The following is a 12,497-nucleotide window of genomic DNA, read 5'->3' on the forward strand; positions in this document are numbered from 1 at the left end:
GACCGGATCTTCCGCAGCCGTCCTTGCAGGCACAGCCAGTGTGAAGGCCCTGAGGTTCTGGTGCATATCCAGGATTTGTTTCGCCTGACGGCATGAGGCGAGAACATGGCCTTCCGCCTTGCCCCCTCAGGCTGCGCTTTGTGTCGGTAATGCGATATCCGCAAGTGTTGTCTGATTCAGATCCTCTAGGAATACCGCTTCAGCCTGGCGCAGCCTGGCTTTCAAGCGGCAGCGTCCATCTATCGTGCAATCGCCTCCGTCGGCGCCAAAGCATTCAACCAGCGCCTGTCCTTGCTCGAGCAGCTCAACAATTTCACCAAGACGGATGTTTTTCGCAGGCATGCACAAGAAGGCGCCGCCACCAGCACCGCGCCGGGTTTCAACAATTCCGGCGCGCGCCAGCCGCTGCATGATTTTCGTCAGGTGATTTCGGGAAAGGCCGAACTCCTCAGCCAGATCGGCAGTCGAGAACCCTTGCTCTGGCTGGCTCGCCATCCTCATCAGCATTCGAAGTCCGTAGTCCGTGAAAGATGTTAGGCGCATGCGGGGTTCCCTTCGGCTATAATAAGTATTTACTGTACCAATTAAGATACTTAGGCTCAATGAGTGAAGCAGGCCAGCCAAGTCTATGCCGCCACATCACTCGGACGTGTTATGTGCCGCAGGCAGTGGTTTCGCCGGTGAACCATCGGCGCTGACTGATTTGAACAGCCCGCAATTGAGTGGAGCGGCTTACCTTGGGCGCCATTTCCACTGTTTGCGCCAAAGGGAGCATAGTCGAATGAGCGGCCAGAAAATTGACAATCCACTGCACGCTCCGCTTTGCAAGTTGCTGGGATGTGACCACCCGGTCCTCCTGGCTGGCATGGGCGGCGTATCCCGCTGGGAACTTGCTGCCGCCGTCTCCCAAGCCGGCGGCTTTGGCATGCTTGGAATGGTGCGCGAAAGCCCGGACCTGATCACCGAAGAAGTCACAAAACTCAGGGCCGCAACTGACCGTCCCTTTGCGGTGAATGTCATCCCCGCAGCCACCGAGCCTGGATTGCTTGATGCCCAGATCAGCTGCTGCCTGGAACTCGGTGTTCCGGCCTTCACTTTCTTTTGGGATGTCGTGCCCGATGCCGTTTTCCGGGTGAAGGCGGCAGGCTGCCTCGTCTTGCACCAGGTCGGCACAGTTGAGGCCGCCCGCGCGGCAGAGGCGGCCGGCGCGGATGTGATCATCGCGCAAGGGATCGAGGCAGGCGGTCATGTCCATGGCCGCCGCCCGGTCCGCGACCTTACCGAAGCAATTCTGGAAGCCGTGTCTGTACCAGTGGTTGCCTCAGGGGGTCTTTCTTCCGGCGAAGATCTGGCCCGGTTTCTGTCAATTGGTGCCTCCGGCATACAATGCGGGACCGCCTTCCTAGCCACAGATGAATCCTTTGCTCACCCCTACCACAAGGAACGCGTCGCAGCCTCCACCGGCGGCGATACTGTCCTGACCGATGTCTTCGTCTTGAACTGGCCAATGGGGGCGGCGGTGCGTGTGCTGGAAAACAGCGTGACCAAAGCACTCAGCGGCACCTACCTGGGCCACGATCCGGATGCCCTGCCGCGCGAGGCGATCGCCTGGGACGGATCCCAGCCGCGCCTGCGGTTCAGCACGGATTCTCCTCTGCGGACAACAACTGGAGACCTTGAGGCAATGGCTCTGTTTGCAGGACAAGGCGCGGGGGCCATCAGCCGGATTGTACCGGCAGCAAGCCGTATCGGGGATATTGTCAACGAAGCAGAGCAGATCCTCGGATACTCCCTTTCGCACCGCAGCGGAGCAGGACTATGAGCCGAAGTTCTGATGGTCCGCCCGATCAGAAACAATACGCTTCCTCACCCTGCATGGCTGCGGAGGCCGGACATTACGACCCGCAGGCGGTTTCTCCGCAGCAGACTGCTGACGTTGCCCGCTGGCGCAAGGCAGAACGGAACCGGCTGCGGGCGGAGCGCTTGGCATTGCCGGTTGCTATCCGTCAGTCCGCTGGAGAAGCGCTGGCCGGACATCTGCGCGAATTGATCCGGAACCGGTTCTCCGGCGCAAACGGGCGTGTTATCTCCTTCTACTGGCCGATCAAGGGCGAACCCGATCTGCGCCCCCTAATGGCAGAGATGCACGCACAGGGCGCCGCCATTACCCTGCCGATTGTCGAGACCAAGGCTGCGCCGCTGGTTTTCCGGCTGTGGACACCAGATACTCAGCTGGTGCGCGGCGACTGGAGCATACCGGTTCCGCCGCCCAGTTCGCCCGAGCTCATTCCCGGAATTGTCCTTGCGCCGCTGGTGGGCTGGGCTTCTGGAGGTTTCCGGCTGGGTTATGGTGGCGGATATTTCGACCGGACCCTCGCTGCAATGTTGCCGCGCCCCTATTCAATTGGCATTGGCTTGGAAAGCGCACAGCTTCCTACAATCTTCCCGCAACCGCACGACATTCCTTTGGATGCTATCCTGACCGAAGGCGGCGAAAGGTACGCAAAAGTAGGTGCGTAACGAACGCCAGCACGCGGATTGGTGCCAGACGGCTGGCTGAAACCCTGGCACCGGAATGTTGCCTACGCAGACAGATGGATCTCGTTCGAAGCGCACTCACAATTGGCGGGCTGACTTCACTGCTATTGTTTTGAGCGACCTGCCGCCATCTGAGGCTTGACTTAAGCCCATCGCACAAATAGGTATTTTGGATACCGATTAAGGGAATAGCGATTTCAGCTTTTGCCGAAGCTGTCCATCAAGGACATGGCCGCACTGGCGCAATTGCCCTGCTTCCCTTCAACGATCCAAAGGAGAGCGTGATGTTCCGCGTTGTTTCACTTATCGCATGTCTCATTTCACCTGCAGCGGTATTCGCCGCCTCATCCTGTGAGGAGGTCAGAGAGCTGGCAGATACAGTGATGTTCACTCGGCAATACATGCCAGTCGAAATGCAGAGTCAGATGATTGCCGTTGGAGGCCCGGAACGTGTGCTTATTGCCCAGCAACTAATTCAAGAGGCATACGGCTGGCCGAAAGTACCTTCCACTCAATGGAACGCTGCCGCCGACCAATTCGCAGAGCTTGCGGAATTAGAATGCCGGAAGTCTGGCCGGGATCAGTGACAGGCCCTAGCTGACCTTAGTCACATCCGTCACGAACTCACTCTATGCGGGACAAAGTGAAAATTGGCTGCAGCTGCTAGGTTTGGGCTCTGAAAAGTTCACACGGTGCGGACCAACCCGACATTCGCCGATGCCAATCAGTTACATAACTGCCCGCTGGAGGATTGAGGATCACCCTCGACAGCGCGCCGTATTTCTGGCGATTGCGGCAATCAGGTCCGTCCGAGTGACAATGCCGACGATTTTTCCATATTCGAGCACGGGGACAGCATCGGTGTCCCCGTCCGCCATCATTGGGAGCAGCACACCAATCGGAGTGTTGGTGGTAGCGCGGGGTACAGCTGCGCTCATTATGTCCCCCGCAGTCATCTGCTTTTGCCATTCACGGTCCAGAAGGCGCCGCAGCGCAGCCCAATAGCCTCGCTTCAGGCGCAGCGCGTCGGACCGAGCCTGGTTGATGAGATGCATCTGGAAAATGACCCCTTTGAACGCCTCATCGGCCCCCACGACAGGCAATGATGTAAACCGATGCTGTTGAAACAAGTCCGCGATCTCGCCGAGGGAGGTTTTCAAGCCGACGGTGATGAGGCTACGGGACATGATATCCTGTGCAGTCAGGGGGCCAGAAGACTGAGCTGCGGCCTGAAGTTCTGCTGCGCCGATCAGCCGCGCGAGATCCTCGGCGCCGAGATTGAAGGACTGGCTGTAACGTTCAAGGATACCAGTCAGCTCTTGCTCGGAGAGTCCGAGCCGTTCTGTCGGGTTGCGGTCTCCTGTTGCATGCTTACTAGGATCATCGAATTGCCGGAACGGGTAGTGCCGCCCGGTGAGCCTTGCATAGAGGGTTGCAAGCACTACTAGAGTTGCCGTTCCGACAGCTATGGGTGCAAGCGCGAACCAGAAACCCAGTTGTGCGATGGCGTCCGGGGACATGGCTGCAGTCATCGCGACCGCTCCTGCCGGAGGATGAACGGCGCGGCACAGGATGGTTGCGGTGATCGCAAGGCCCACCGCCAGGGCGATCCGAAGCGTCTGATCCGCCACCAGAAGGCAGACGGCCACGCCCACTAAGGCAGCAACGGTATTGCCGATAATCGCCGACCAAGGTTGCGCCAGAGGGCTGTTTGGTACCGCGAAAAGGAGGACGGAGGACGCCCCGAATGGAGCCACGAGATAGAGGCCCAATTCTGGGTCGATTTGAGGAGACAAAAGAAAAAACCCGGTTAACCCCAAACCGATGAGGGCACCAAACCCGGCACGTATGGCTTCAACGCCTGAGACGCGGGCAACAGCGGGGCCAAGTGATTTCAGATTGAGCAAATGCGCGCCTCCGAATGAGATATGCGCAAAATTTCATCAGTTTGTTAAAGGTTCAACCTGTCATTCAACTGAGATGCCGCTGCAGTGGTCGCCGGCCGTCCCTGCTGGTCGCGAGCGGCGGCCTGCCTGGCGCCGGCGCCTTGCCGAGATGCAGCACTTGCATCATGCCCCTACAAAAGCCCATACGGTCGCTAGGCTTGGTGTGAAGAAGGCAGGCAGCCCGAAGCAACCGTCTGAACCCGAAGCGATCGCAGAGCTGCTCAGAGGGCGAAGCATCAGGGTCGCCATTTGAAAGCTGCCGGTCCGCAGGCGGCTGCACCCATGGGTGATGCTGCGGGATCACGGCCGACCTCGGACATACGGTACAGCGTCAGCCAATTCCTAGCCGTTTCAGCATTGTCTTGCGGCGGGCGCCAGACGCTGTAGCGTGGCCCGGGCATGACGCTGCTGAATGGGGACTTGAATGACCGATACCTGCATCTTTTGCCAGATTGCCCGTGCGGAAGTGCCCGCACACAAGCTCATCGAGGATGACCTCGTGCTTGCGTTTCTCGATCTTCACCCGATCCGCGAAGGCCACGCCCTGATCATTCCCAAGCAGCACCATCCCTGGTTCGAGGACCTGCCCGAACCCACCGCATTACGGATCATGTCTGCGGGTCAGCGGTTGGCACGCGCGATGAAACGCGAATGGGGCGCTGAGCGCGTTTCGTTCTTCTACACCGGCATCCACGTGCCGCACGCCCATGCCCATGTTGTGCCTATGTTTCACCGCCATGATGTAACCTCGGCGCGGTATCTCGATGACGGCTTCGATGAATTTTCTTTGCCCCCGAGCCCCGGCGGTGCGGCGCTTGCCCTTACGGCCGACCGCATCCGCGCCCGCCTGGCAGAAGCTTGCTGAATGGAGGACACCAGCCGCAGCTTGGCGGCGGTGGGCTACCTGAACCATGATTGGCATGAACAAGCCCGAGTGACGACACGAGGGCTCCATTTCATGGAGTGCAGGAAGAGATTGCAACAGCCAATATGGTATGGCTCGGCTTTGGAAGTCGACATTTATCCTGAACCCTAAAGGGGTCTAACCATCTGGTGGAGGAGCCTTTCATACAGCGAAAGGCAGCATCGAAAGGATGTTGGCAGGGTGTCAGGAAAGGGTTGAAATTGCGCGCGACACTATCTTAGTGTCAACTCAACTAGTAGCTGTTTAGATACGGAAAAGATGTTCCTTTGACGGTGCCGCTAGTTTCGGACCTGCCTTATTTTGTTAATCAGATTGCCAAACATTGTGCGATGCCTCAGCATGTAAATATCCAACCCCAAGGTTGTCACTGGCCAAGTGATAAGAGGCACCGCCGCTTCAGCGACGGAGAAACGGTGATTTTGAAAGGCCGTGAAATGCCTTTCGTTGCAACTATTGTTCAGGGTCACGCTTGCATCAAAAGCAGCCTTCAAGATGGCAGGTCTCAGATAGTAGGGTTGCTCTTTCCATCGGACGTTTTGGGAAGCCCAGGTCGCAGACAGGCATCTCATACGGTCGTTGCAGTGGGCCCAGTCGAACTCTGCTGTCTGTGTGTCAAAGATTTTGAGCACTTTTCCGATCAGGAACCCGAGTTGGCAAGGCACCTTCTCGAAAGAAAGTTTGAAGAACTCGAGCGCGCTCGTAAGTGGATGGTCTTGCTTGGGAGAAAAACTGCTCGCGAAAGAGTTGCAAGCTATCTGGTTCTGCTAACACGACGCCGGCGCCAAATGGCAGACCGCCTTCAAAATCTCAACTTTCCAGAGCTGGACCTGCTGCTCAAACGCCACCAAATTGCCAACTTTCTGGGTCTCTCCGCCGCCACAATCAGCCGTCAGCTTCATCAACTTCAGGAAGAGGGTGTGCTGGAAATTCTGCGGTCCCAATACGTTTTGATCAAGGACTACCAGGCTCTGTTTTCAATGACTGGAGACGACAGCGACGGTGGGATTATTTCCTAGAAACTTACCTACTCATCAGAAATGAATTATTGAACATCACCTCAGGTGAAAATCGATCATCATATTAGTTTCCGCGCCGTGCTAATGACCGGGCTAGTGAATCTGTACTGCAGCGTTTGACTACGATGGCGAACCCTGAGTTGGCCGCTCCGTCCACTTTTCAAAGACCTCCCCCTGCTCCTTAATCATCTGAATGATCTGCTCGTCGGTGAATCTCGTCTTTTTTTGTCCGTCCATTGGTTGGGCGGGCTCTACACAAAACGGGAAGAGATCCAGGGGCTCAGGTCATAGGCTGCCGGTACAACCGCATTTCCTTCGGCGGTGCAGCGGGAGAAATTCGGCGATGCTGCGTACCGGTGCGCAGCGTGCGTACGCAGCAAATTTTCAGCATTTCCGGTATGGGCTCGAACCTGCCCAACCCATCTGCGGCGCTTCCCAAAGAACACGCAACCGGACAACGGCCATTCAAACCGCCTGTAAAATTCAGGTGTCAGCGCGGTGCTGATGTCTGGGCTTGGCGGGAGGATTGGAGGGCATCATTCTCGACTGCCAACCTCCCGATTTTGGTTTGCAGTTCTTTGACCTCTGCCTTCGTCGGAACGCTTTGCTTGCCATCGGAGAACACGTCCGCCATCCCAGCAATGGCCTGCCGGTTCCAGGTACTGACCTGGTTCGGATGCAGTTGATGCTTCGCCGCGATCTCCTGAACGATCTTGTCACCACGCAGCGCCTCGAGCGCAACCTTGGCCCTAAACTGATCTATAAAGTTTCGGTGCATCGCCATTTTCGTATCCCTTCAAAGGTTTGGGATACACCTTAGCCAACTGTCCGGTTTCCTGGGACTACTTCAACTATCGACAGTGAGAGACATCGGGCCCGTGGCTGGCCGCTTGATCGGCGCGAACCTCTGGGTTTGCCGAAGCGGCAGACCGAACACAAGGCGCAGGGCAAGGCAGGTCTCAATCGCCACATCAGAATATTGCCGCTGACCGCTCCGCTTTCCAGAACGCGCTGCGCACCATCCACACACTGCTTCCTCGCTGAACCAGACCGTTACGTTACCACGCAGTCGCAGGGCCTCGTTGTATTCGGCCCAGTTTGTTACCCGGCACTTTGCCTTCGCAAATTTATCCCGCCGCGACGTGTGGAACTTGAAAGGCACCCCGGCATCCCGCTGTCAAATCAAACGACCAGCTACGCCGGCAAACCGATCCACACAACACGGCACCACATGACAAGCCGGTCAGCCCGAGGTTTTCGGAGATACTGTCATTCTTTCAACTGGTTTTCAGTTATTTGGTAGACGCGAACAGCTTGCTCTTTAAGTATACGCTTCGCATCCGAAGGAATGCGCGGGTCAGTTGTCATACCAAGCAATGTGTTCGCCAAACTATTTAGAAGCTGGATTTCGTTTTTGTTCATGGGTGTACTCTTTAATCGGGATTGCCAAGTCGTTTGGGCGTGATTGAGAAGGGTCAGGCCTCGGCCTTTCAGGCGGTCATTTCGGCAGCATAGCTGTTCAAGAGGTCCAAAGCATCTGCTCTGCATGACGGTACGAGACGGCGGAAAGTTGATAGCGGCGGGGACGAAAGACGGTGTTCATCTGGTCGAGGGCTGCCAGAAACCTCTAGGCCTGCGTGGGAGATTTAAACTGCCCCATCAGCTTCTTGTGTTTTCGGGTTGGCCCGTGGCATCCTTCAATCCGGTTACTCAAGCTTTTGCGTGCGCGATGACCCGGCGCGCTTTAGAACAGCACGGGACGTTGCAGCATGGTTGGGTTTGGTGCCACAGCAGCATTCAACCGGAGGCAAGCAGACCAAAGTTAGCGGTAGCTAGCTAGCCTTCAGGCCCGGGTGACCAAGGTTGCGCTCGAGGAGGGGATACAGTCAACAGGTCAACCGCACGGGCGGCAACCTGGTTGGCAATATCCGTCAACGTTGTGTGCGCAAGATAGAATGCAGGAACTGGCGGCATCACGATGGCACCCATTTCGGTCACTGCTGCCATGTTTCGAAGATGCGCCAAAGTCAGCGGTGTTTCCCTTGTCAGAAGGACTAGGCGCCTGCGCTCTTTCAGCTGCACACCCGCTGCCCGGGTCAGAAGGTTGTCGTCAAACCCATGCGCGATGGCAGCCAAGGAGCGCATGGAACACGGTGCTACTATCATCCCCGACACCGGCACCGAGCCAGAGGCGATGGCGGCACCGATATCGTGCACAGGATGGCAGCGTGCAGCAATGCTTCTCAGGGTTTCCACGGCTTCCGGTCCGCATTCATGGACCAAGGTCCGCTCCGCTGCGGCGCTGGTGACCAGATCAATTTCGGCCCCCAGCTGCAGCAGATGCCGTGCGGCCGCCAGGCTTAGCGCGGCCCCGGAGGCACCCGAGACCCCCAGCACAACCCGATGCTTGCTCATGTCATCAGCTCCGGCATCAGCCGGGACACTATATCCTCTGCAAAAGCTTGATCTTTTGCATCCGCTTGCATGACCTGCCCCCAGTCGCGGGCAGTCTCGCTGCCGATCTTCGTTGTGGCGTCGATGCCGATCTTGCCTGCCAGCCCCGGCTGGGGCGAGGCGAAGTCCAAGTAATCCATCGGGGTATTCTCCAATATCATGACATCGCGGCTCGGGTCCATGCGTGTGGCCAGCACCCAAGCGATGTCATCCCAGTTCCGCGGGTCAACATCGGCGTCCACGGTGATCATCATCTTGGTATAGCTGAACTGCGGCAGCATCCCCCACAGCGCCATCATCACCCGGCGGGCCTGTCCGGGGTAGCGTTTGTCGATACTGACAATGGCGATGCGGTAGGAACAGGCAGCAGGAGGCAGCCACAGGTCGCGGATCTCCGGGATCTGCACCCGGACCGTTGGCAGGGCCAGCCGGTTGAAGACCTCGCCGATGATGGCAGGCTCATCCGGCGGCCGCCCGGTATAGGTCGACAGGTATAGAGGGTTCTCTCTATGGGTCACCGCACTGACTCGCATAACGGGAAAGGGCTCGGCCGGGTTGTAATAGCCCGTGTGATCGCCGAAGGGGCCTTCGGGCACGGTTTCCGCGGCTGACACCCATCCCTCCACCACGATTTCGGCGTCGGCGGGCACCATCAGCGGGATGGTCTTGCAGGGTACCAGGCGCGGGCGCACGCCGCTGAGGGCACCGGCAAAGGTCAGCTCCGACACGGTTTCCGGCAAGGGCAGCGCCGCGGACAGCAGTGTGGCCGGGTCTGCCCCCAGAACCACGGCAACCGGCATTGGTTCGCCATTTCCCGCCCAGCTGCGGTGATGTGCAGCGCCGCCGCGGTGCGGGAGCCAGCGCATGATCAGCCGCGAGCGATCCAGAACCTGGGTCCGGTAGACCCCCGCATTGTAGCAGTTGACTGCTTCCGGCGCGCTGCCATGCGGCCGGGTGAGCACCACAGGCCAGGTGATCAGCGGCCCGGCGTCCCCGGGCCAGTGGGTCTGCACCGGCAGTGTCTCCAGGCTGGCATCCGGCCCCTCGCGGGTGACGGCCAGAACCGGCGCGGATTTCACCCGCTTCGGACGGGTGGACAGCGCTGCCTTTAGCATGGGCCAGCGGGACAAGGCATCGCGCAGGCTATCCGGCGGCGCCGGTGATCCGAGCGCCGCAAGAAAGCTTCCCAGATCATCCAGGCCGTCCTGTGCGACTCCAAGCCCGGCCGCCACGCGTTCAGCGGTCCCGAACAGGTTCACCACGACCGGGATGCCCGAAACCTGGCCGCTTTCCAGACCCGGGCGGTCGAATTGCAGCACCGGGCCTCCAGCCTCCAGCACGGTGCGGTGCACCGCCGTCATCTGATGGCGCACGGAAACCGGATCGGAAATCCTCTGCAACTGCCCTTTAGACGCACACCAATCCAGGAAATGGCGGAGGCTGGGATATGGCGGAAGAGTACGAATGGGACCGCTCCAGTGCTGATTTCCGCCGATCCCTAGCAAAGTTTCGGGCCGCGAATTTGTCCGCCGTCAAACTCCGGCCGCGTGCGGGGCCATACACCCGCTGCAGATGAAGCCACCGGCGGGAAAGGATTAATTTTTGCCACACGCCCAGCCACAGATTCCAATTTGCCCGGCGGCCCTTGCGCGGCTGCTGCGTGTCGTGCCCCTTGTTCCCGTATCGCTTTCTCTCACGGCCTGTTCCCGGCGGATTGCCAAGCGTCACCCGGGCCTGTTCCGTCGCCTGGGCGAGCACGGCCGTAAGCGGTTTGTCCTGGATCCTGCCGATCTGCCCATTGTTCTTTGCCTTGAAGCCAATGGCGGCCAGCCGAAAGTCCGCGCAGTGCGCGGAAATTGCGACGGCGATGCCCGGATTTCCGGCCCGCTTGCTGCGCTTATAGGGCTGGTGCATGGGGCCTATGACGGAGATGCACTGTTCTTCTCCCGGGACCTGGTGATCGAAGGCGATACTGCCGCGGCGCTGGCGCTACGCAACGCGGTGGACGATGCAGAACTGGACCTGTCGCAGGAAATCGCCGCGATGTCCGGGCCGTTTGCCCGCTTTCTGTTGCGGGCCGTTGCCTTTGCCGAGCAGCGCACCGGAGTTTCCCTCGCCCGGCCGGAGGATGAAGCGGCATGGTAATGGAAATCGTTTGCCCCGCAGGAACTCCCGCGGCCCTGCGTGCCGCCGTCAAGGCCGGGGCGCATACTGTCTATTGCGGCTTTAACGACGAAACCAACGCCCGCAATTTCCCGGGCCTCAACTTTGACCGCGCGGAGATGCGCGAAGGCGTGGCTTTTGCCCATGGCCACGGCGCCAAGGTGCTGGTGGCGATCAACACCTTTCCCCGCGCAGGCGGCCAGTCGCTCTGGCACCGCGCCATTGACGACGCTGCACTATCAGGCGCGGATGCTGTGATACTGGCGGACCCCGGCTTGCTGGATTACGCGGCGCGCATCAACCCCGGCCTGCGCCTGCACCTTTCGGTCCAGGCTGCGGCCGCCAATGCCGACATTATTAATTTCTACGCCAGCACTTTCGGCGTGAAACGGGTGGTGCTGCCGCGGGTTTTGTCGGTGCCGGAAATCGCGGCCATCAATGCAGAAACGGAAGTGGAAACCGAAGTCTTTGTCTTTGGCGGGCTGTGTGTGATGGCCGAGGGGCGCTGTTCGCTCTCGTCTTATGCAACCGGGCTGTCGCCCAACATGAACGGCGTCTGCTCCCCCGCCAGCCATGTGGAGTACCGCGACGACGATGGCGCCCTGGATGCAAAGCTCGGCGGATTTACCATCCATCGCGTGGCCAAGGACGAACCCGCGCCCTACCCGACCCTGTGCAAAGGCTGCTTCTCCGCCGGCAGCCAGACCGGCCACCTGTTCGAAGATCCTGTCAGCCTCAATGCCGAGCAGCTTATCCCGCAGCTGCGAAAGGCCGGTGTCACCGCGCTGAAAATCGAAGGGCGTCAGCGCTCGAAGTCCTACGTGGCGCAGGTCGTGCGCAACTTCCGCGCTTCGGTTGATGCGCTGGAGGCAGGCAAGCCGCTGCCGCACGGCATGCTGGCGCGGCTGTCGGAAGGTCAGGCGATGACCACAGGCGCCTACAAGAAAACCTGGAGATAACAGAATGGAACTGACCGTCGGGCCGAACCAATTCTTCTGGCCGGCCGAAAACTGGAGCGCGTTTTATGTCGCTTTGGCCGAGGCTCCTGTTGACCGCGTCGTTCTGGGCGAGCTGGTTTGCTCCAAACGCCTGCCCTTCTACCAGGACCGCATCCCCGAGGCGCTTGCTCTGCTGGCGGAAGCGGGCAAGGAGGTGGTGCTGACCAGCCTCGCCCTTGTCACCCTCAAGCGCGAGCGCAATCTGACGGCGGACCTTGCCGCAATGGGAGTGACGGTTGAAATCAACGACCTGACGGCGCTGGCGCATTTGCCCAAGGGCATGGGCTTTCATGTGGGGCCGCTGGTCAATGTCTACAACGAGGGCACTTTGGCCTGGCTGGCATCGCTGGGGGCCACGCGTGTCTGCCTGCCGCCGGAGCTGCCGCTTGCGTCGGTCAAGACACTCACCCGCGCAAGCAAGGGGCATTGCCAAGTTGATCACGGGGTTCCGTCGGGA

At 59.4% G+C, this 12,497-nt stretch carries 14 protein-coding genes and 2 pseudogenes; 9 read left to right on the forward strand and 7 right to left on the reverse strand.

The annotated features are described in order from the left end of the window. Positions 1 to 126: 126 nt before the first annotated feature. Positions 127 to 543: an RrF2 family transcriptional regulator gene (locus ACXAED_RS23410; RefSeq protein ID WP_027233574.1), complete on the reverse strand. Its 417-nt coding sequence runs from the start codon at positions 541 to 543 to the stop codon at positions 127 to 129. A 238-nt stretch (positions 544 to 781) separates the two neighbouring features. Here ACXAED_RS23410 and ACXAED_RS23415 point away from each other — a divergent pair, with 238 nt between their 5' ends. The 3 genes from ACXAED_RS23415 to ACXAED_RS23425 all read left to right on the forward strand — a co-directional run bounded on the left by ACXAED_RS23415 (position 782) and on the right by ACXAED_RS23425 (position 3,125). Continuing rightward, positions 782 to 1,822 (forward strand): NAD(P)H-dependent flavin oxidoreductase, encoded by a 1,041-nt coding sequence (locus ACXAED_RS23415; protein WP_475054086.1) that lies wholly within the window; start codon positions 782 to 784, stop codon positions 1,820 to 1,822. Between the two features lie 53 nt (positions 1,823 to 1,875). Continuing rightward, on the forward strand, positions 1,876 to 2,520 hold the full coding sequence (locus ACXAED_RS23420) for a 5-formyltetrahydrofolate cyclo-ligase (RefSeq protein WP_475054089.1): 645 nt from the start codon (positions 1,876 to 1,878) through the stop codon (positions 2,518 to 2,520). 302 nt (positions 2,521 to 2,822) lie between these two features. Beyond that, entirely contained in the window at positions 2,823 to 3,125 is a 303-nt protein-coding gene (locus ACXAED_RS23425) for a hypothetical protein (protein ID WP_475054092.1), read from the forward strand. 171 nt (positions 3,126 to 3,296) lie between these two features. On the opposite strand, the gene ACXAED_RS23430 is transcribed toward ACXAED_RS23425, so the two are convergent. Next, positions 3,297 to 4,445, reverse strand: coding sequence for an HPP family protein (locus tag ACXAED_RS23430; protein WP_475054095.1), 1,149 nt, complete (start codon positions 4,443 to 4,445; stop codon positions 3,297 to 3,299). 463 nt (positions 4,446 to 4,908) lie between these two features. Between ACXAED_RS23430 and ACXAED_RS23435 the strand changes: the two genes are divergently transcribed. Both ACXAED_RS23435 and ACXAED_RS23440 read left to right on the forward strand, forming a co-directional pair. Beyond that, positions 4,909 to 5,349: an HIT family protein gene (locus ACXAED_RS23435; RefSeq protein WP_027233571.1), complete on the forward strand. Its 441-nt coding sequence runs from the start codon at positions 4,909 to 4,911 to the stop codon at positions 5,347 to 5,349. A gap of 332 nt (positions 5,350 to 5,681) precedes the next feature. Further along, a complete protein-coding gene (locus ACXAED_RS23440; RefSeq protein WP_475054357.1) occupies positions 5,682 to 6,425 on the forward strand; it encodes a Crp/Fnr family transcriptional regulator in 744 nt (247 codons plus the stop codon). A gap of 490 nt (positions 6,426 to 6,915) precedes the next feature. Here ACXAED_RS23440 and ACXAED_RS23445 read toward each other — a convergent pair whose 3' ends face one another. From ACXAED_RS23445 to ACXAED_RS23455, 3 genes are all read right to left on the reverse strand, one after another. After that, on the reverse strand, positions 6,916 to 7,209 hold the full coding sequence (locus ACXAED_RS23445; protein ID WP_027233568.1) for a transposase: 294 nt from the start codon (positions 7,207 to 7,209) through the stop codon (positions 6,916 to 6,918). A 63-nt stretch (positions 7,210 to 7,272) separates the two neighbouring features. Beyond that, on the reverse strand, positions 7,273 to 7,587 hold the full coding sequence (locus tag ACXAED_RS23450) for a transposase (protein ID WP_084299294.1): 315 nt from the start codon (positions 7,585 to 7,587) through the stop codon (positions 7,273 to 7,275). Between the two features lie 107 nt (positions 7,588 to 7,694). Next, positions 7,695 to 7,847 carry a hypothetical protein gene (locus ACXAED_RS23455; RefSeq protein WP_154667598.1) on the reverse strand — a complete coding sequence of 51 codons (153 nt, stop codon included), beginning with the start codon at positions 7,845 to 7,847 and terminating at the stop codon, positions 7,695 to 7,697. 309 nt (positions 7,848 to 8,156) lie between these two features. Here ACXAED_RS23455 and ACXAED_RS23460 point away from each other — a divergent pair. Then, a pseudogene (locus tag ACXAED_RS23460) lies at positions 8,157 to 8,240 on the forward strand (transposase); the annotation flags it as partial. A gap of 21 nt (positions 8,241 to 8,261) precedes the next feature. Here the strand turns inward: ACXAED_RS23460 and ACXAED_RS23465 are convergent. Together ACXAED_RS23465 and ACXAED_RS23470 are read right to left on the reverse strand one after the other, a co-directional pair. Then, the gene (locus ACXAED_RS23465; protein WP_027233567.1) at positions 8,262 to 8,840 is read right to left on the reverse strand and encodes a UbiX family flavin prenyltransferase; all 579 of its coding nucleotides are present in this window, start codon (positions 8,838 to 8,840) and stop codon (positions 8,262 to 8,264) included. Further along, the gene (locus ACXAED_RS23470) at positions 8,837 to 10,345 is read right to left on the reverse strand and encodes a UbiD family decarboxylase (RefSeq protein WP_027233566.1); all 1,509 of its coding nucleotides are present in this window, start codon (positions 10,343 to 10,345) and stop codon (positions 8,837 to 8,839) included. The genes ACXAED_RS23465 and ACXAED_RS23470 overlap by 4 nt, the downstream gene beginning before the upstream one ends. 199 nt (positions 10,346 to 10,544) lie before the next feature. Between ACXAED_RS23470 and ubiT the strand changes: the two genes are divergently transcribed. The 3 genes and pseudogenes from ubiT to ACXAED_RS23485 all read left to right on the forward strand — a co-directional run. Beyond that, positions 10,545 to 11,024 (forward strand): ubiquinone anaerobic biosynthesis accessory factor UbiT, encoded by a 480-nt coding sequence (ubiT, locus tag ACXAED_RS23475; protein ID WP_245597301.1) that lies wholly within the window; start codon positions 10,545 to 10,547, stop codon positions 11,022 to 11,024. Beyond that, positions 11,024 to 12,001, forward strand: coding sequence for a ubiquinone anaerobic biosynthesis protein UbiU (gene ubiU, locus ACXAED_RS23480; protein ID WP_027233564.1), 978 nt, complete (start codon positions 11,024 to 11,026; stop codon positions 11,999 to 12,001). The genes ubiT and ubiU overlap by 1 nt, the downstream gene beginning before the upstream one ends. A 4-nt stretch (positions 12,002 to 12,005) precedes the next feature. After that, a pseudogene (locus ACXAED_RS23485) lies at positions 12,006 to 12,461 on the forward strand (U32 family peptidase); the annotation flags it as partial. Positions 12,462 to 12,497 lie beyond the last annotated feature (36 nt).

Source organism: Leisingera sp. ABM4_103 (assembly GCF_056158685.1).

Coding starts and splice junctions, on each gene's coding strand:
- ACXAED_RS23410 (WP_027233574.1), bottom strand. CDS start 543: ATGCGCCTAACATCTTTCACGGACTACGGACTTCGAATGCTGATGAGG.
- ACXAED_RS23415 (WP_475054086.1), top strand. CDS start 782: ATGAGCGGCCAGAAAATTGACAATCCACTGCACGCTCCGCTTTGCAAG.
- ACXAED_RS23420 (WP_475054089.1), top strand. CDS start 1,876: ATGGCTGCGGAGGCCGGACATTACGACCCGCAGGCGGTTTCTCCGCAG.
- ACXAED_RS23425 (WP_475054092.1), top strand. CDS start 2,823: ATGTTCCGCGTTGTTTCACTTATCGCATGTCTCATTTCACCTGCAGCG.
- ACXAED_RS23435 (WP_027233571.1), top strand. CDS start 4,909: ATGACCGATACCTGCATCTTTTGCCAGATTGCCCGTGCGGAAGTGCCC.
- ACXAED_RS23445 (WP_027233568.1), bottom strand. CDS start 7,209: ATGGCGATGCACCGAAACTTTATAGATCAGTTTAGGGCCAAGGTTGCG.
- ACXAED_RS23455 (WP_154667598.1), bottom strand. CDS start 7,847: ATGAACAAAAACGAAATCCAGCTTCTAAATAGTTTGGCGAACACATTG.
- ACXAED_RS23465 (WP_027233567.1), bottom strand. CDS start 8,840: ATGAGCAAGCATCGGGTTGTGCTGGGGGTCTCGGGTGCCTCCGGGGCC.
- ubiU (WP_027233564.1), top strand. CDS start 11,024: ATGGAAATCGTTTGCCCCGCAGGAACTCCCGCGGCCCTGCGTGCCGCC.